General features: G+C 67.6%; 15 protein-coding genes. 9 read left to right on the top strand and 6 right to left on the bottom strand.

All coding sequences use genetic code 11. From position 1 onward, the window contains the following. Positions 1 to 1,646 precede the first annotated feature (1,646 nt). The 5 genes from lldD to FHS74_RS18340 form a co-directional block, all read right to left on the bottom strand. Positions 1,647 to 2,777, bottom strand: a complete 1,131-nt coding sequence (gene lldD, locus FHS74_RS18360; RefSeq protein WP_184803237.1) for an FMN-dependent L-lactate dehydrogenase LldD — start codon at positions 2,775 to 2,777, stop codon at positions 1,647 to 1,649. Positions 2,778 to 2,973: 196 nt separating this feature from the next. Beyond that, the gene (locus tag FHS74_RS18355; protein ID WP_184803235.1) at positions 2,974 to 3,705 is read right to left on the bottom strand and encodes an SDR family oxidoreductase; all 732 of its coding nucleotides are present in this window, start codon (positions 3,703 to 3,705) and stop codon (positions 2,974 to 2,976) included. A 183-nt stretch (positions 3,706 to 3,888) separates the two neighbouring features. Then, a complete protein-coding gene (locus FHS74_RS18350; protein ID WP_184803233.1) occupies positions 3,889 to 4,935 on the bottom strand; it encodes an aldo/keto reductase in 1,047 nt (348 codons plus the stop codon). A gap of 2 nt (positions 4,936 to 4,937) precedes the next feature. After that, complete coding sequence (locus FHS74_RS18345; RefSeq protein ID WP_184803230.1) at positions 4,938 to 5,792, bottom strand: fumarylacetoacetate hydrolase family protein; 855 nt, start codon at positions 5,790 to 5,792, stop codon at positions 4,938 to 4,940. Positions 5,793 to 5,878: 86 nt separating this feature from the next. Beyond that, positions 5,879 to 6,589 (bottom strand): GntR family transcriptional regulator, encoded by a 711-nt coding sequence (locus FHS74_RS18340; protein ID WP_184803228.1) that lies wholly within the window; start codon positions 6,587 to 6,589, stop codon positions 5,879 to 5,881. Between the two features lie 59 nt (positions 6,590 to 6,648). Here FHS74_RS18340 and FHS74_RS18335 point away from each other — a divergent pair, with 59 nt between their 5' ends. The 4 genes from FHS74_RS18335 to FHS74_RS18320 all read left to right on the top strand — a co-directional run bounded on the left by FHS74_RS18335 (position 6,649) and on the right by FHS74_RS18320 (position 12,195). After that, a complete protein-coding gene (locus tag FHS74_RS18335) occupies positions 6,649 to 7,797 on the top strand; it encodes a mandelate racemase/muconate lactonizing enzyme family protein (protein ID WP_184803330.1) in 1,149 nt (382 codons plus the stop codon). Further along, a complete protein-coding gene (locus FHS74_RS18330) occupies positions 7,782 to 8,657 on the top strand; it encodes an amidohydrolase family protein (RefSeq protein WP_211106386.1) in 876 nt (291 codons plus the stop codon). The genes FHS74_RS18335 and FHS74_RS18330 overlap by 16 nt, the downstream gene beginning before the upstream one ends. Before the next feature lie 81 nt (positions 8,658 to 8,738). Continuing rightward, entirely contained in the window at positions 8,739 to 10,025 is a 1,287-nt protein-coding gene (locus FHS74_RS18325) for an MFS transporter (protein WP_184803226.1), read from the top strand. Positions 10,026 to 10,077: 52 nt separating this feature from the next. Continuing rightward, positions 10,078 to 12,195: a right-handed parallel beta-helix repeat-containing protein gene (locus FHS74_RS18320; RefSeq protein ID WP_184803224.1), complete on the top strand. Its 2,118-nt coding sequence runs from the start codon at positions 10,078 to 10,080 to the stop codon at positions 12,193 to 12,195. Positions 12,196 to 12,214: 19 nt separating this feature from the next. Here the strand turns inward: FHS74_RS18320 and FHS74_RS18315 are convergent, their stop codons facing one another. Beyond that, positions 12,215 to 12,571 carry an L-rhamnose mutarotase gene (locus FHS74_RS18315; protein WP_184803222.1) on the bottom strand — a complete coding sequence of 119 codons (357 nt, stop codon included), beginning with the start codon at positions 12,569 to 12,571 and terminating at the stop codon, positions 12,215 to 12,217. A gap of 158 nt (positions 12,572 to 12,729) precedes the next feature. On the opposite strand from FHS74_RS18315, the gene FHS74_RS18310 reads away from it, so the two are divergent. From FHS74_RS18310 to FHS74_RS18290, 5 genes are all read left to right on the top strand, one after another. Continuing rightward, the gene (locus tag FHS74_RS18310; protein WP_184803220.1) at positions 12,730 to 13,908 is read left to right on the top strand and encodes an aldose 1-epimerase family protein; all 1,179 of its coding nucleotides are present in this window, start codon (positions 12,730 to 12,732) and stop codon (positions 13,906 to 13,908) included. 15 nt (positions 13,909 to 13,923) lie between these two features. After that, the gene (locus tag FHS74_RS18305; RefSeq protein WP_184803218.1) at positions 13,924 to 14,676 is read left to right on the top strand and encodes an SDR family NAD(P)-dependent oxidoreductase; all 753 of its coding nucleotides are present in this window, start codon (positions 13,924 to 13,926) and stop codon (positions 14,674 to 14,676) included. 66 nt (positions 14,677 to 14,742) lie between these two features. Beyond that, positions 14,743 to 15,930, top strand: coding sequence for a CaiB/BaiF CoA transferase family protein (locus tag FHS74_RS18300; RefSeq protein WP_184803216.1), 1,188 nt, complete (start codon positions 14,743 to 14,745; stop codon positions 15,928 to 15,930). Positions 15,931 to 15,938: 8 nt separating this feature from the next. Further along, the gene (locus FHS74_RS18295) at positions 15,939 to 17,111 is read left to right on the top strand and encodes an ABC transporter substrate-binding protein (RefSeq protein WP_184803214.1); all 1,173 of its coding nucleotides are present in this window, start codon (positions 15,939 to 15,941) and stop codon (positions 17,109 to 17,111) included. Position 17,112: 1 nt separating this feature from the next. After that, entirely contained in the window at positions 17,113 to 17,883 is a 771-nt protein-coding gene (locus FHS74_RS18290; protein WP_184803212.1) for an enoyl-CoA hydratase/isomerase family protein, read from the top strand. The last annotated feature ends 1 nt before the right edge of the window (position 17,884 follow it).

Here is a 17,884-nt window from a genome sequence, read left to right as displayed (position 1 = left end):
CGGCGCCTTTCAGAAGCGGGACAGGTAAAAAACGGAGACTGCCCACAGGTTCAAATCGTGGGCCTGCAACCACCGAAAGCTCATCCGGGCGATAGCCTCAGATCACTATGCTTTCCGTTCGGTCAACTGGCATATCGAGTTGCGCCAACAAGAACCGACCAGAGTGAAGGCGGAGCGTCCAGATACCTTCTGTGTCCAGCCTCACATTGAGAGAATGAAACCCGCGATAACAGCCTCCTGGACTAATCGCCATTGGGACAACCAATGCCTGACGCCTTACCTCGCTACCATCTGGGCGAATGAGAGATAGGAATAGCCCTCGCGGCTCGGACCACTGGCACGCAGACCATCGCAGCGCGTAGACCACGGGCAAAACAATGTCCAATGGAAGGCATGCAGCGCGGAAGTTGCCCCAATCCGCCCCCAGGAGGTACAACAGCCCGTCTCGCATCTCTACGGCATTGGCGATTAGGAACGTTGTAACCCTGAAATTCTCCCGAATATCTGCTATGGTAATTTCAGTGGCACCTTCAGGAAGAGTAGAGCCCCCAGCCTTACCTCCAGAAGCACCAATAGTCTTCAGTACCTTCCCATCCTCGGTCACAAAATTGAGGATGGAATCCTCCCCGTCACCACCATGTACTCCACCCTTACCTACAATGACTTCGACCCGATCCAGACCATCCTTCCGCATCTCAGCCAAATCTATCACGGCTGATACAGCCTCTCCCCCACCTCCGCCATCTCCTCCCGTCGCATCATTACCATTAGCACCACCGCCGCCGCCGCCAACGCCCGGGACAAAATCGACGCTCAGACCAGCTAACTCGTCCAACCCGAGCTGCGTCGGTCGATCTACCGGCCACGGCAAGGTGTAGTTGCCACTATCGATTCGGTGTCCACCACCATCTCCTCCCCTACCACCGCGAGCACCACGGCCAACGGCCCCACCTCCGCCACCGCCTGCCCCAGGTGCCTTACCACCTTCGCCCCCCAGGCTGACTGTCGAGCTACTGATAACGACACCTGTATCTGACTGTGAGGCGTCGATGGCCTCTCGAACCATATCCGCATCAAGTGCCCATCCTTGCTGGACGCGGTCGTACTGCTCTAACTGCCTCTGCTTCCATTCTCGTAGCCGCTCAGGAGGATGGGCTGAAAGCGTTTCAGGAATATCGATTTGAGCAGCGTGCTCTACGCACATCAGAATCAAATTTTGCTGAGCTCGATTATCCTCCGCCGACTGGCTGGGATCCCATCGAGGTCCGCCTTCCCGCCGGGCATGAATGTGGCAAACCCTGGAATTGAGTGTTCTCGTCCCGGTCTCATTGTCCAGCCTATATAGCGTCCGAGAGCAGCCTTCAAACGCACACCCGAACGCATGTGCGTATAATGACTTCACGGTTGCTTCGGTAGGTGGCGGATGCTCAATCGGCATGAGGCAACTCAGCTATATCAGCTGATTTCGCGATACGCCGATCTGCCCCTACAGTCCAGAATTTCCATTGCTAACCACCCCTTGGGAATTGGGGGACACGTTGCTAAACGCGCCCCCAGCGTATGATGCCATCCTGTCAAAGTTCGCTTTCGGGAGATCGCAAAGCCGCTCCCCGCACTCAAGCAGCGGCTTTGCCCTACCCCACCCCTCACGCCAGGATCGACCGGTCGATCTCCTGGATGGTGCGCACGCCGGTGAGGGCCATGGCGACCTTCATTTCCTTGGCGTAGATCTCCAGCAGCTGGGTCACCCCGGCCTCGCCGCGCGCCGCCATGGCGTAGAGCCAGGCGCGGCCCAGCAGCACGCCCTGGGCGCCCAGGGCCAGCATGCGCACCACGTCCAGGCCGGAGCGGACGCCGCCGTCGGCCAGCACGGTCAGGCGGTCGCCCACCGCGTCGGCGATGGCGGGCAGGGCTTGCGCCGAGGACAGCGCCCCGTCCAGCTGCCGGCCGCCGTGGTTGGAGACGACGATGCCGTCGGCGCCGATGTCGGCCGCGGCCCGGGCGTCGTCGGGATCCAGGATGCCCTTGATGATCAGCGGGCCGTCCCAACCCTGGCGGATCCACTCCAGGTCCGACCAGCAGATGGACGGGTCGAAGTTGGACCCCAGCCAGCCCATGTAGTCGTTCAGGCCGCTCTTGTCGCCCAGCACCGGTTCCAGGTTGCCCAGCCGGTGGGGGCGGCCCTGCAGGCCCACGTCCCAGCTCCACCCCGGCTTGCCCATGGATTGCAGCACCCGGCGCAGCGGGGCGTTGGGGCCGGACATGCCGGAATGGGCGTCGCGATAGCGCGTGCCGGGCACCGGCATGTCCACCGTGAAGACCAGGGCTTTGGCCTTCAGCGCCTTGGCCGTGGCCAGCAGGTCGCGCATGAAGGCGCGGTCGCGGATGACGTACAGCTGGAACCACAGCGGCCCATCCGTGCCGGCCTCGACCTCGGTCAGCGAACAGATGGAGACGGTGGACAGGCAGAAGGGCAGGCCCGCCTTGTGCGCCGCCCGTGCCGCCTGCACCTCCCCCCGGCGGCGGAACATGCCGGCGATGCCGACCGGCCCCAGCGCCACGGGCATGGCGACGTCCTGCCCGAACAGGCGGGTCCCCAGCGTGATGTCGGCCACATTCTTCAGCACGCGCTGGCGCAGGGCCAGGGCGCCGAGGTCGGAGACGTTGCGGCGCATCGTCTCCTCCGTCCCCGCACCACCGTCGGCGTAGTCGAACAGAAAGCGCGGGAGGCGGCGGCGGGCCGCCTCCCGGAAATCCCGTGGAGAAGAGATGATCATGCCAGTGGTTCCCATGCCTATTTTACCAACGGCATTTGATCGTGACCGCTCAAACGCCCCCTCAGACGCCGGGCGCCAGCATCCGCTGGCTTGGCTTCCTCGCTGCGCCCCCCCTTTACGCTAACTGGGGGTGCTCGCTCCGGCGGACGCGGTCGCGTCCTACAGCAGCACTGGCTTGAAGCCCGTGCTGCTGGTATCAGGCGTTCGACCAGCCGCCGTCGATGACGTTGATCGTGCCGGTAGTGTAGGAGGAAAGGTCGGAGGCGAGATAGAGGGCCAGTTCGGCGATCTCCTCCGGCCGGCCGATGCGGCCCATGGGCTGGCGGGCGACGAAGGCGGCGCGGGCGGCGTCGGCGTCCCCCGTGGCGGCCAGGCGTTCATCCAGCGACGGCGACTGCACCGTGCCGGGGCAGATGGCGTTGCAGCGCACGCCCTGGCCGACGAAATCCACAGCGACCGACTTGGTCAGGCCGATGATGGCGGCCTTGGTCACGCCATAGGCGAAGCGGTTGGGCACGCCCAGGACCGAGCCCGCCACCGACGACATGTTGACGATGGAGCCGCCGCCGCGCGCGATCATGCCGGGCAGGAAGGCCTGGATCATGCGGAAGGCCGCCTTGACGTTCAGGTCGTAGGAGAAGTCCAGGTCCTTCTCCGCCGTCGTGGCCAGCGTGCCGGCATGGACGTAACCGGCGCAGTTGAACAGCACGTCGATGGCGCCCACCTCCGCCGCCAGCGCCTGGATGGCGTCGCCGTCCAGCAGGTTCAGGGTGCGGGGCTCCACCCCCTTCAGCGTGGCCAGCGCTTCGGCATTGATGTCGAGGGCGATGACCCGCGCGCCCTCGCGGGCGAACAGCTCGGCACTGGACCGGCCGATGCCCTGGCCGGCGGCGGTGACGATGGCGATCTTGCCTTCTAGGCGTCCCATTACGTGTTTCCTTCAGGTTATCCCAGCGGCATGACTATGCCGCTGTAGGCCCCGACCGGGGCCGCCGGAGTTTTGCGGGGAGCGGTAGCGGACTGCAAAACGAGGAAGCCAAGCCGACGGATGTCGGTGCCCGGCGATTGAGGGCGGCATTTGAACGGTTACGTTCAAATGCCGTTGGCATGACTAGACCGGCGCGTCGGCGCGCAGCAGGCCCTGGTGTTTCAGCTCCGCCCACAGGGCGGCGGGGATGGGGTGGCGCATCAGGCTGACGGCCCGTTCCACCTGGCCGGGGCTGTTCATGCCCGGGATGACGGAGGCCACCTGGCCATGGGCCAGGGGGAATTGCAGGGCCGCCGCCGCGAGGGGCACGCCGTGGGCGTCGCACACCGCCTCGATGGCGGCGACGCGGGCCACGATGCCCGGCGGGGCCGGCTGGTACTGGTAGTTGACGGGGCCGGGGCCCTTCACGCCGGTGGCCAGGATGCCGGAATTGTAGGGGCCGCCGATGACGATGCCGACGCCGCGCCGCGCGCACAGCGGCAGGAACACGTCCAGCGGCGACTGGTCCAGCAGGGTGTAGCAGCCGGCCAGCAGCATCAGGTCGTAATCGCCGTGGGCCAGCGCCTCGACGCAGACTTCCCACTCGTTCACGCCCAGGCCGATGGCGCCCACCGCCCCGCCGTCGCGCAATTCCCGCAGGGCGCGATAGCCGCCCGCCATGAACTGCCGGAACGTCTCCGCATGGCGGTCGCCCTGGGCGTAGCGGCCGATGTCGTGGACATAGAGGATGTCGATGCGCTCCCGCCCCAACCGTTGCCGGCTGGCCTCATAGGAGCGCATGACCGCGTCATAGGAATAGTCGAAGCGGCTCTCGAACGGTTCCGGCGTCACGAAGCCCTGGCGGGCCCGGGTCAGGTCCGCCTCCGGCACCGGGTCCAGCCGCCGCCCCACCTTGGTGGAGATGATCAGCGCCTCGTCCGGATCCAGGGCCGGCAGGTAGCGGCCCAGGCGCTTTTCCGACAGGCCGAAGCCGTAGTGCGGGGCCGTGTCCAGGTAGCGGATGCCGGCGTCCAGGGCCGACCGGATGGTGGCCTCGGCATCCTCCTCCGGCATGGCGCGGTAGAGGTTGCCGATGGGCGCGGCGCCGAAGCCGAGGGCGCCTAGGCCAGCGGGGTCGAGGGGCGAAGGGCCGAGGGGGGAAGGGTCGAGGGGGGAAGGGTCGAGCGCCATGCTTATTCCACCGCGCCCCACGCCACCGTGCGCTGGCGCTGGGTGCCCAGGCCGTCGATACCCAGCTCGATCACGTCGCCGGGCTGGAGGTAGGTGGGTGGGGTCTGGCCCAGGCCGACGCCGGCGGGGGTGCCGGTGCTGATGACATCGCCCGGCATCAGGGTCATGTAGCGGCTGATGTAGCTGACCAGGTGGGCGACGCCGAACACCATCTCCGCCGAGGTGCCGTTCTGGTAGCGGTGGCCGTTGACCGTCAGCCACATCCCCAGGGCCTGGGGATCCGCGATCTCCTCCTTGGTCGCCAGGAAGGGGCCGATGGGGCCGAAGGTGTCGCAGCTCTTGCCCTTCACCCACTGGCCGCCATGCTCCAGCTGGAATTCGCGTTCCGACAGGTCGTTGATCAGGACATAGCCGGCGACATGGTCCAGCGCCTTTTCCAGCGGCACGTGGCGGGCGACGTCGCCGATGACCACGCCCAGCTCCACCTCCCAATCCGTCTTCACCGAGCCGTAGGGGATGACGACGTCGTCGTTGGGGCCGCAGATGGCCGTGGTGGCCTTCATGAAAAGGATGGGCTGGGTCGGCAGCGGCAGGTTGGACTCTGCCGCGTGGTCGCGGAAGTTCAGGCCGACGCAGATCATCTTGCCCACGCGTCCCACGGCCGGCCCGATGCGCTGCCCGGCGGGAAGGGCGGGCAGCGTGGCGGGGTCGATGGCCGCCAGCCGCGCCAGGCCGGCGCTGGTCAGCACGTCGCCGGCGATGTCGTCGACGATGCCGGACAGGTCGCGCGGGGTGCCCTGGGCATCCAGCAGGGCGGGGCGTTCGTGGCCGGGGGCGCCGTAACGGGCCAGTTTCATCACATATCCATTCGGTTGAGACGATTGAGTCGCAACTGATATATTAGATACGTATTGTTATATGTCAACGCCGCTGGGCGGCCGATTCAGAACATGCCCAGGATGCGCTGCAAAGCCGCCTGGAAGTGCACGGTCAGCGCCGCCTCCGCCCGGTCGCCGTCGCGGTCGGTGCAGGCGCGCAGCACCTCGATATGCTCATTCAAGGTACGCAGGGCCAGGGGCTGGGTGATCAGCCGTTCCAGGCGGATCAAGGTGACGTAGTTCTTCAGCCGGCGGGCCGTGGTCTCGATCAGCGGGTTGCGCAGGCAGGCGATCATGGCGCCATGGAAACGCTGCTCCAGCCCCTCCAGCGTCTGGATCAGGGCGGGGGTCAGGCCGTCCTTCTCTATGGTGGCGATCAGCGCCTGGTGGTCGGCCAGCAGGCCTGCGATCTCCGCCGCGTCGCCGGTTTCCGCGTAGGTGCGGGCGGCCGCGCGTTCTATGATGGAGCGGAACTGATAGGTGGAACGGGCGAACTCGAAATCCGGCTTCAGGAACTGGATGCCGGAGCGGGGATGGATGGTCAGCACCCCTTCCGCCTCCAGCACGCGCAGCGCGTCGCGCAACGGCTGCACCGGGATGCCCAGCAGCTGCACCAGATCATTTTGCGACACGAAGGCGCCGGCGGGGACCTTGCGGGCGAACAATCCCTCCAGGATGGCGCTGTAGGCGATCTCGCTCAGGCGCTTGCCCTCCGGGGCGCCGCCGGACTCCTCGACCGCCGCGTTTGCCGCTTGCTTTCTGCGTGCCGCTGCCATATCTATTCCATGTCCTGATATTTCAGATATCGATATCTGAATAGAGTGTAGCGGTGAAAATGCAGATCGTCGACTTCCGCATCACACGATTCCAGTTTGCCCGAGATCGGGTCATCGGGGATAGCCAAGTCCGTGCCGATGACGTTCATGTCGCAGCCCTGGAACTGGTGGGTTCCGATGGCTCGGTCGGCCTGGGATTCGTCCAGTCGCTGTTCTTCCCCCTGCCGGAGGAGGGGGAGATCATCCGCGTCTTCCGGTCGGAGGTGTGGCCCGGGCTGGAGGGGCAGCAGTCCGGCGCCCTGGCCCATCGGGTGACCCGGCCGCGCGGCGGCACCGCCCGGCGCCACACCCTGCCGTTCGAGGAGGCATTGCAGCAGGCGGTCTGGGATCTGTTCGCCAAATCCGTAGGCCTGCCGCTGTGGCGGCTGCTGGGGGCCCGCAAGCGGAAGGTGCGGGCCTACGCCTCCGGCCTGGATTTCCACCTGGATGACGGGGCGTTCCAGACTCTGTTCGCCCATGCCGCGTCCGAAGGCTTCACCGCCTTCAAGATCAAGGTCGGCCATCCGGAGATCGAGCGCGACATCCACCGCCTGGATCTGCTGAAGCAGGCCGTCGGTGCTGGCGCCACCGTGATGGTGGACGCCAACGAGGCCTGGTCGCCCAAGCAGACCATCCTGAACCTGGAACTGATGCGCAAGGCGGGGCACGAGATCTTCTGGCTGGAGGATCCCATCCAGCGCAATGATTTCGACGGCCTGCGCCTGCTGCGCCAGACGGCCGGCCGCACCCTGATCAACAGCGGCGAATATCTGGACGTGTCGGGCAAGCGCGCGCTGATCGAGGCGGGCGGGGCCGACATGCTGAACGTCCACGGCCATGTCACCGACGTCATGCGGATCGGCTGGCTGGCGGCGGAGAAGGCGGTGCCGGTGACGCTGGGAAACTCCTTCCTGGAGATCGGCGTCAACATGGCCTTGGCGCTGCCGGAGGTCGAGTGGCTGGAATATTCCTACCAGAACTTCGATCATCTGGTGGAGGAGGGCTACCGCATGGAAGACGGCTACATTCACGGCCGGGAGGCGCCGGGCCACGGCCTGGTGCTGAGCGAGGGCGCGCGGACCCTCTGGCGCCGGCCGGCCATCCTGGACCGCGCCGACCTGGGCGCGGCACCGCCCCAGGTCCGCTTGGCGCCGTGCCGGCTAAGCTGATGCTGATCGACGCCCACCTGCACCTCTGGGATCCGGCGCGCCTGCGCTACGACTGGCTGTCCCACGTCCCGTCCATCGGGGGGGCGCACACGCCGCTCGAATGGGCGGCGCTGGGATTGCCTGTCGAGCAGGCGGTGTTCGTGCAGGCGGACTGCGATCCGGCCCAGGCACTGGATGAGGTGGACTGGGTCGCCGGGTTGGCGGACCGCGTGCCGGTGGGCGGCATCGTGGCTTTCGCGCCGTTGGAACTGGGGGCGGGGGCGCAGGCGGCGATCGACGCCCTGGCGGCGCGGCCACTGGTGCGCGGTGTGCGCCGGTCGGTGCAAAACGAGCCGCTGGCCTTCGTCACCGACCCCGATCACCTGGATGGCATGGTGCGGGCGGCGAAGGCGGGGTTCAGCCTGGACATCTGCGCCCGCGCGCCGCAGCTGCGGGATGTGGCCCAGGCGCTGGACCATCTGTACGCGGCGGTGCCGGACGCCGTCACCGTGCTGGACCACCTGGGCAAGCCCGACATCGCCACCCACGGCGGCGACATCCGGGGCGACGGCTGGGCCGACGCCCTGGCCCGGCTGGCGCGCTTCCCCAACCTGGCCTGCAAAATCTCCGGCCTGACCACCCAGGCGCGGTGGGAGGGCTGGCGGGTGGAGGACTTGCGGCCTTACATCGACCACACCCTGGCCTGCTTTGGCGCCGGGCGCTGCCTGTTCGGCGGTGACTGGCCCGTGGTGGATCTGGCCGGCGGCTACCCGACGTGGCTGGCGGCGTTCCAGGACATCGCCGCCGGCTGGACCCAGGCGGATCGGGACGCGGTGTGCCACGGTGTGGCCCGGCGGGTTTACCGGCTGGGCGGCGGATGACGCGGCGATAAACAATCAATCGACAACGGCCCCACCCAAGAGGGCCCGTCAAGACGGCAGTCAGGGAGAGATCAACCGAAGATGAGCGACATTCCCATGGACGTCCCCCTTCCCTCCGCTGCGGCGGAAGACACCAGCCAGCATGTCGCGGGGCGGCGGCGTTGGGTCCTGCTCTGGTCGCTGCTGACCAATTTTTTCGTGCTGCTGGCCCTCTACAACGGGGTCATCTCCGTGCTGCTGCCCAACCAGGTGGCGGCGCTGGACCCGGCGGCGAAGGCGGCGAACTTCGCCATCGTCATGTCCATCACGTCCATTTTCTCGACGCTGACCACCCCCATCGCCGGCGCCTTGTCCGACCGCACCCGGTCGCGCTGGGGCCGGCGGTCGCCGTGGATCGCCTTGGCCTCGCTCATCGGGTCGATGTGCCTGTTCGGCGTGTCGCTGGTGACGTCCCTGTGGTCCATCACGGTGCTGTGGGTCATGGCGGCCATCGCCTACAACGCCATGCAGGGCCCGCTGTCCACCGTGGTGGCCGACCGCTTCGCGCCGGCCAACCGGGGGACCGCCTCCGGCTTCATCGGGGCGGGCATGACGGCCGGCGGCACGGTGGGCATCATCGTGGCGGGGCACCTGGCCGGCCAGCTGGCGCTGGGCTATCTGGTGTTCGCCCTGGCCGTCGCCGCCTGCTGTGTCGCTTTCGTTTTCTTGAACCGCGAGGCGTCGTCGGCGCATCTGAAGCCAGCGCCCTTCAGCCTGGTGGCCTTCCTGCGCAGCTTCTGGATCGATCCGCGCAAGTATCCCGATTTCGGCTGGGCCTTCCTCGGCCGCTTCACGATCTACATGGGATACCAGGGGGTGGTGACCTACCAGCTCTACATCCTGCGGGACTACATCCACCTGTCGGTGGACCAGGCCAACGTCGTCATCGGCAACATCTCCGCCATCACCTTCGTCATGCTGTTGTTCTCCGGCCTGGTTTCCGGCTTCCTGTCGGACAGGGTGGGGCGGCGCAAGCCCTTCGTCTTCTTCTCCTCCGTCATCATGGCGGCGGCCTGCGTGGTCCCGCTGATCTCCCCGACGGTGGAGGGGATGTACCTCTATGCCGGCATCGTCGGGTTGGGCTACGGCGCGTTCACTGCGGTGGACATGGCGTTGATGACCCAGGTGCTGCCCCGGGACACTGGGTCCACCGGCAAGGACCTGGGCATCCTGACCACCGCCATCAATATTCCGCAGGCCATCAGTCCCGTCATGTCCGCCTGGTTGCTGGGCCTGTCCGGTGGCGATTACAGCGTGCTGTTCATCGCGGCCATCGTCTTCGTCTTCCTGTCCTCGTTCTTCGTGTTGCCGATCCGGTCGGTACGCTGAGGCGGCGAGCGACCGGCGCGTTGGAAACAATGGCTTTAAAGGGGGTTGGGCGATGGGATCGTATGCGGCGCGTCTCGGCCTGTTGGCCTTGCTGTTGACATCGGCGCCGGGGTGGTCGCAGACACCGCCAGCCCCCAACTTGCCCACCCCCGACCTGCCCCCCGCCCATCAGCCGGAACGGCTGTACGGGGAAAAACTGCTGGCGACCATCAGGATACCGCAACGGCCCGTGTCGCCGCCCGTGGTCCTGTCGGTATCGCCCACCGGGTCTGACACGGGCGACGGGTCGCCGGCCCACCCCTTCGCCACGCTGGCCCGTGCCCAGGCCGCCGTGCGGGACCTGAACCGCGACCGGGATGTCGTCGTGCGGCTGGCCGCCGGGGTCTACCGTTTGGCGGAGCCGCTGCGCTTTTCCGCGGCGGATGGCGGGCAGGCGGGGCACCTGGTGCGCTGGGAGGCGGCGGACGGGGCCAAGCCGGTGATTTCCGGCGGCGACACGGTGACCGGCTGGCGGTTGGCCGATCCGGCCAAGGGGATATGGGCGGCCGACATCCCGCGCGGCGTCGATCCGCGCCAGATCTGGGTCAATGACCGGCTGGCCCGCCGGGCGACGCTGGAGGTGCCGCGCCAGGCCTTCCGCTTCCACGACTGGGGGATGGAGATCGTCGATCCGGCTTGGCGGGGCTTGGCCGACGTGCCGGACCAGAAGCGGATCGAGGTCGAGGGTACGGGCTGGTTCACCGACCGGCATGCGATGGTGGAACGGATCGAGGGCGACCGTATCGTCATGCAGCAGCCGGGGTGGCGGAACAACATCATCGGCTATGACACCATCGCCCGGCCGGTTTCCGAGGCTTCGGCCCGGCTTTTCCTGGTCAACGCCCTGGCATTCCTGCGCGAACCCGGCCAGTGGTATGCCGATCCGGCCGCCGGCCGCCTTTACTACAAGCCCCGCGCCGGGGAGGACTTGGGCACGGCTTCGGTGGTTCTGCCGCGCCTGTCGCTGCTGGTTTCCATCGCCGGCACCTATGACACGCCTGTCAAGGATCTGCAATTCAAGGGGCTGAGCTTCCAGCATACCAGCTGGCTGGAGCCATCCGGCCCGCAAGGCTATGCCAGCCAGCAGAGCGGCGCGTTCCTGGCCGGCCACCTTTCCGACTATCCCCCGGAGCCGATACGGGACTGCTCGTGGGGCTGCTGGGCGTTCGAGGCCGCCCGCAACCACTGGCGCCAGCAGCCGGCGGCGATCCAGGTGGCCGCCGCGACGCGCATCCTGTTCGAGGGGGACGAGTTCACGCATCTGGGACAGGTGGCCCTGGGCATAGGCAACAATGCCGATGCCAACGACAGCGGCATCGGCCTGGGCGCCGTCGCCATCGAGGTGTCGGGCAACCTGTTCACCGACCTGTCGGGCGGCGCCATCATGGCGGGCGGCGTCACGCCGGATGCCCACCATCCGCCGCGTCCCGACGTGGCTGTCCGCGACATCCTGATCCGCAACAACCGGATCAGGACCGTGTCACAGGACTATCGGGAGCAGGCGGCCATCCTGGTCACCTATGCGACGGCGCCGGTGATCCTGCATAACGACGTGTCGGACACGCCCTATGACGGGATCGATGTCGGCTGGGGCTGGGGCGTCAATGACCCGGGCGGAAGCTCCGCCTATCGGTCGCGGGAACGCGGCTATTACGACCAGCCGGGCAACCTGGCTTACGACACGCCCACCATCCTGCGCGACGCCGTCATCTTCGGGAACCGCGTGCATTCCGTTAAGCAATGGTATGGGGATGGCGGCGCCATCTACCATCTGTCGGCCGATCCCGGCGGCCTGATCGCCGAGAATTACATATACGACGTCCCCGGCGGCATCGGCATCTACCTGGACGAGGGGTCACGGTATCTGACGGTGCGCAACAACGTCGTCGACAGGGTCGATGTCTGGCTGAACGTCAACACCCTGGACTTCAACCTTCCCCGCCGCACGGCCATGGACGATCTGGCCTTAGGCAACTGGTACCGCGACGGGCGGGCGCGGGGAACGCTGACCGATTACCTCAACAACCGTCTGGTCGACACTGTCGAGGTCAAGGGCGACACATGGCCGGCCGGCGCGCGGGCGGTGATGGAACGCTCAGGCATCCAACGGGATGAGGCGCCGCGGCGCTGACGGTCGCCGCTTCTTGTAGTCACGCCTGTTCCCTCAGGGAATGGATGCGTTCCATGGCGACCCAGGTCTGGCCGGCCGGCGTGCCGGGCAGGGGCTGCTGGAACGTGCCCATCAGCCGCTCCCATTCCAGGACGTCGGGATTGGCTGTGTCGCTGGCCGCCTTGGCCACGGGGTCGAAGTCGGGGCCGACCTCCATGATTAGCACCATGCGCGTGCCGTGCAGCCAGATTTCCAGGTCGCGGATGCCGTCTTTCCGGATGGCGTCGACGACCGGCTTCGGCACGGCGCCCGGCCCATGCCAAGCCTTGTAGCGGGCCATCAACTCCGGGTCGTCCCGCAGGTCCACGGTGAAGCACAGGCGGCGTGTGTCACTCATTTCGCACCTTCTGAAGTTTTTATTTCGATATCTGAGATATCACATTGCGCTTCTGAATTGACAAGGCCGCATTTGGGGGCCTTAATCCCGCAAAACCCCAGCGCCAGAACCAGGCGCCAAAAGCAAGCCCCAAGACCAGACTGACGGAGGATACGGGGATGGTCAGCCTTTACGGACAGGTCCGGTCCCGCCGCGACGTGGCGGCCCACACGGGCTCCCTCTCCCAATTCGCCGGCGTCCGGCTGATGACGCTGGGTGATGGTGTGGAGCGCGGCGTGCGCCTGTTGGAATTCCGCACGGGCACGGGGCTGCGCTTCACCGTCCTGGTCGACCGGGCCATGGACATCGCGGATTGCGAGCATAATGGCCGCGCCGTCGGCTGGCATTCCCCGTCCGGCTTCCGCCATCCTGGCTTGCATGAATATGAGGGGGAGGGCGGCCTGGGCTGGTTCCGCTCCTTCTCCGGCCTGCTGGTCACCTGTGGGCTGGACCACATCCTGTTCATGGATGAGGACGCGGCCGACCATTATGTCTACGGGCCCCGCACGGGCGTCAAATCCTCCCTGCACGGCCGCATTGGCACCATCCCCGCGCGCCTGACCGGTTATGGCGAGCGTTGGGACGGCGATGACTGCTGGCTGTGGGCGGAGGGCGTGGTGCAGCAGTCCACCGTGTTCGGGGAGGACCTGCATCTGATCCGCCGCATCGAGGCCAAGGTGGGCACGGATGAGATCCGGCTGCACGACCGGGTGGTCAACCACGGCTTCTACCGCACGCCGCACATGTACTGTTACCACATCAACGTCGGGCACCCGGTGCTGGCGGAGGGGTCGCGCTACGTGGCGCCCATCCGTGACGTGGTCTGGGCCTCCCACGCTGGCGACGATTACCGCAAACAGGGGGTGGGCTACCGCACCCTGCCGGGGCCGCGCCGCGATTTCCATGAGCAGGTCTGGCAGCATGAAATGGGGGCCGACGCCGCGTCGCGCGTGCCCGTCGCCCTGGTGAACGAGGCCATCGGCTTCGGCCTGGAGGTGGAGACGGACAAGCGCCAGTTCCCCGCCATGTATGAGTGGCAGAACCTGCAGCAGGGCCACTACGCCTTGGGTATCGAGCCCTCCACCAACCACGTCTTCGGCAAGCCCTTCGCCAAGCGGCGCGATGAGCTGATCTGGCTGGAGCATGGGGAGGAGAAGCACTACGACAGCGTTTTCCGCATTCTGCCGGACGCCGCGTCCGTGGCCGCGTCCGTGGCGCGCATCCAGGCCATCGCTCGCCAGCCGGACGCGGACTACCCCGTTCCCTCGGGCGACTTCCGCCCCATCGTGCGCGGTTGAGGGGGAACGGAAGCCATGTCCATTCGGGGCAAAACCATCCTGTACACCGGTGCCGCCGGCGGCCTGGGCCTGCCCGCCACCCTGCACTTCCTGCGCGAAGGCGCCACGGTGCTGGCCGTCGACCATGACGCCGCCAAGCTGGCGGCCCTGGCGGATGCCGCCGCCGGCATCGACGTTGGGCGCCTGGTCCCGATGCGGGCCGACCTGTCGGACCTGGCGGGCTTCCGCGCCCTGCTGTCGGCCCAGGCCACGGCGCTGGGCGGGCTGGACGTGGTCATCAACAACGCCGCCATCTACCCGTCCAAGCCGTTCGAGGATTACAGCGTGGAGGACCACCAGGCCGTCCAGCGCGTGAACGTCGATGCCGGCATCGTGGCGGTGCAGGTGGCGCTGCCCCACATGCGGGCCCGGGGCTGGGGCCGCATCATCAACATCGCCAGCATCACCGTCTATGGCGGCTGGGCCAACCTGTCGCCCTACGTCGCCTCCAAGGGCGCCCTGGTCGGCCTGACGCGGGCCTGGGCGCGGGAGTTCGGCGCCTATGGCGTCACCGTCAACGCCCTGTCCCCCGGCGCCTTCCCTACGGACGCGGAGAAGATTCATCCGGATCCGGAGGGCTACACCCGCTTCGTGCTGGACCATCAGTCGGTGAAGCGGCGCGGCCACCCGGGCGACATCGCGGCGGCCCTGTCCTTCCTGGCGTCGGACGCCGCCGGTTTCATCAGCGGCCAGACCCTGAACGTCGATGGCGGCTGGGTCATGCACTGAGGCGCCGCTTTCCTTCCCTTTGTTTCACTTAGTCCCATTTTTCTTTAGCACCAGGACGACACCATCATGGGCATCCTCAGCGGATACCGCGTTCTTGATTGTTCCATCGCCATGGCCGGCCCCTTCGCGGCCCAGCGCCTGGGCGACCTCGGCGCCGATGTCATCAAGGTGGAACCGACCAGCGGTGAATGGCAGCGCCACGCCTCCGCCGGCGGTGCCCGTGGCAACAGGATCAACGTCTCCTTCCTATCGCTGAACCGCAACAAGCGCTCCCTGGCCGTGGACCTAAAGACGCCGGAGGGGCGGCAGATCCTGCTGGACCTGGTGAAGGACGCCGACGTCTTCCTGCAGAACTACCGTCCCGGCGTGGCCAAGCGCTTAGGCGTGGATTATGAGACGCTGTCGGCCATCAACCCGGGCCTGGTTTACGTCTCCATGTCCGGCTATGGCGAGGACGGCCCCTATGTGAACTATCCGGGGCAGGACCTGCTGTTGCAGGCGCTGTCCGGCGCCATGCTGTCGGCCGGCAGCGCCGACCAGCCGCCGCAGCCGGCCGGCCAATACCTGGTGGACGCCATCACCGCCTACACGGCGTTCGAGGGCGCCCTGGCCGCCCTGCTGCACCGGGAACGGACGGGGGAGGGGCAATTGGTCCAGGTCAACATGCTGGACGCCATCACCACCATCCAGATGCAGGAACTGTCCGTCTTCACCGTGGGCAACAAGCCGCAGACCCGCTCGGCCGAGGCGCACGCCCATTGCTACATCCGGGCCCCCTACGGCGTGTTCAAGACCACCGACGGCCATATCGTCGTCGCCATGGCCGGGCTGGACAAGCTGGGCCGGCTGATCGACGAGCCCTTCCTGCAAGGTCTGAACGACGAGGCCGACAGCTGGACGTTCCGGGACGAGATCTTCGCCTGCATCCGCATCCGGCTGCTGGGCCGCGGCTCGGCGGAGTGGCTGGAGCTGTTCCGCGCCCATGACATCTGGTGCGGCCCGGTCTACGGCTATGCCGACCTGGTGGCCGATCCGCAGATCGCCCATAACGGCACCTTCATCTCCTATGACCACCCGACCGAAGGCCGGGTGAAGACGCCGGGCTTCCCCATCCGCTTCTCCAAGACGCCGGCCACGCTGGAACGCGGCGCCCCGCTGGTGGGTGAGCACACGCGCGAGGTGTTGGAGGGCCTGTCCCTGTCGCAGGCGGATATCGAGCGGCTGCTGGCCGCCGGTGTCGTGGGCGCGCCGTGAGCCCCCTTATGTCGACTGATGCGCCGCATTACCAGGCGCTGACCTGGGACCACCCGCGCGGCTACAACGCCCTGGCGGCGGCCGCCGCCGCGCTGGACCCGGCGCGGGACGGGCTGACCCTGACCTGGGACCGGCATTCGCTGGAGGATTTCGAGAAACACCCCATCGCGGATCTGTGCCGGCGCTATGACCTGATCGTGCTGGACCATCCCCACGTGGGCGACGCCGTGGCCGGCCAGGGCCTGGTGCCGCTGGAGGAGTTGTTCGGGGCTGAGGAGATCGCGGCCTGGGGCCGGGACGTCATCGGTCCCTGCCTGTCCAGCTATCGCTACGCCGGCCGGCACTGGGCCCTGCCGCTGGACGCCGCCACCCAGGTCATGGCCTACCGGCCCGAACTCATCGACGGGCCGGTGCCAGTGACCTGGGACCAGGTGGCGGCGCTGGCCGGGCGGCGCCCGGTGGCGCTGTCGCTGGCCGGGCCGCACGCCGCCCTGTCCTTTCAGTCCATCTGCGTGGCCCTGGGCGAACCGCCGGCGGAGGCCGATCCTGAACGCTTCGTCGGGCGGGCGACGGGCACGGCGGCGCTGGACCTGATGGCACGGCTGGCGGCGACCAGCCCGGCGGCGGTGGCGGACCTGAACCCCATCGGCATCCTGGGCCGCATGGCGACCGGCGATGACGTGGCGCTGTGCCCGCTGATATACGGCTATGTGAACTACACCCGCGCGGGGGCGGGCGGGCACCCGCTGCGCTTCGCCGACGCCCCCCGGCAGGCGCTGGGCGGCCGGCCGGGATCGACCCTGGGCGGGACGGGCATCGGCATCACCGCCCGCGCCCAGGTTACCCCGGCGCTGCTGGACCATCTGCGCTGGCTGATGTCGGCGGCGACGCAGGCGGGCTTCATCCCCGACCATGACGGCCAGCCCAGCCTGCGTTCCGCCTGGGGCGACGTCTGCGTCAACGATCGCTGGGGCGGCTTCTACCGCGACACCGCCGCCACGCTGGAGGCCGCCTTCGTTCGCCCTCGCCATCCTGGCGCCATCCCCTTCCAGACGGCGGCCTCGGCCCTGATCCGGGCGGCCCTGGCTGATGGCCGGTCGCACGGCGCCGTCATCGATGACCTGCAAGACCTGTACGCCGCGTCCCGCCAGCCGGGCCCAGCCGGACATGGGGAGAGATGAATTGACCGATGAAGTGTTGTTCAGCGTGGACGGTCACGTCGCCACCCTGACGCTCAACCGCCCGCAGAAGCTGAACTCCGTCACGCCGGAGATGGCCAAGGCCCTGACCGACGCCGTGCACGCGTGCAACGGCAGCGACACCATCCGCGCCGTCGTCATCACCGGGGCGGGGGAGCGGTCGTTCTGCTGCGGGTCGGACATCAGGGAACTGGACAGCTACGCCACCCCTTGGGACTTCCGCAACCGCGCCGACTATTGCGACGCCATCCACCAGTGCCTGAAGCCCACCATCGCTGCCGTCAACGGTTACGCCTTCGGCGGCGGGCTGGAGACGGCGTTGTCCTGCGACATCCGTATCGCCGCCACCAACGCGCAGTTCGCGGCGCCGGAGATCAAGCTGGGCTGGATCGGCGGCGGCGGTATGGCGGCTTTCCTGGCCCATTCCATCGGCGCCTCCAACGCCGCCCTGATGATCATGACCGGCGATCCCGTCGATGCCGCCCGGGCCCTGGCCTGGGGCCTGGTCAGCGAGGTGGTGGAGCCGGTGGACCTGCTGCCCCGCGCCCAGGCGCTGGCCGCCACCATCGCCGCCCGCGCCCCCATCGCGGCGGAGACGGCCAAGCTGAACCTGCGGGCCGCATTCTCCATGCCGCTGGACCAGGCCATGGCGTATGAGCGCGACCTGCAGACCATCTGCTTCGCCACCGCCGACGCGGCGGAAGGCCGTGCCGCCTTCAAGGAGAAGCGGCCGCCCGTGTTCCGGCGGCGCTGAG

This window comes from Nitrospirillum iridis, from assembly GCF_014205765.1.
Classification (GTDB): Bacteria; Pseudomonadota; Alphaproteobacteria; order Azospirillales; family Azospirillaceae; genus Nitrospirillum; species Nitrospirillum iridis.
The sequence above is the reverse complement of the archived record's forward strand: the minus strand, read 5'-3'. Positions and strand labels throughout refer to the sequence as shown.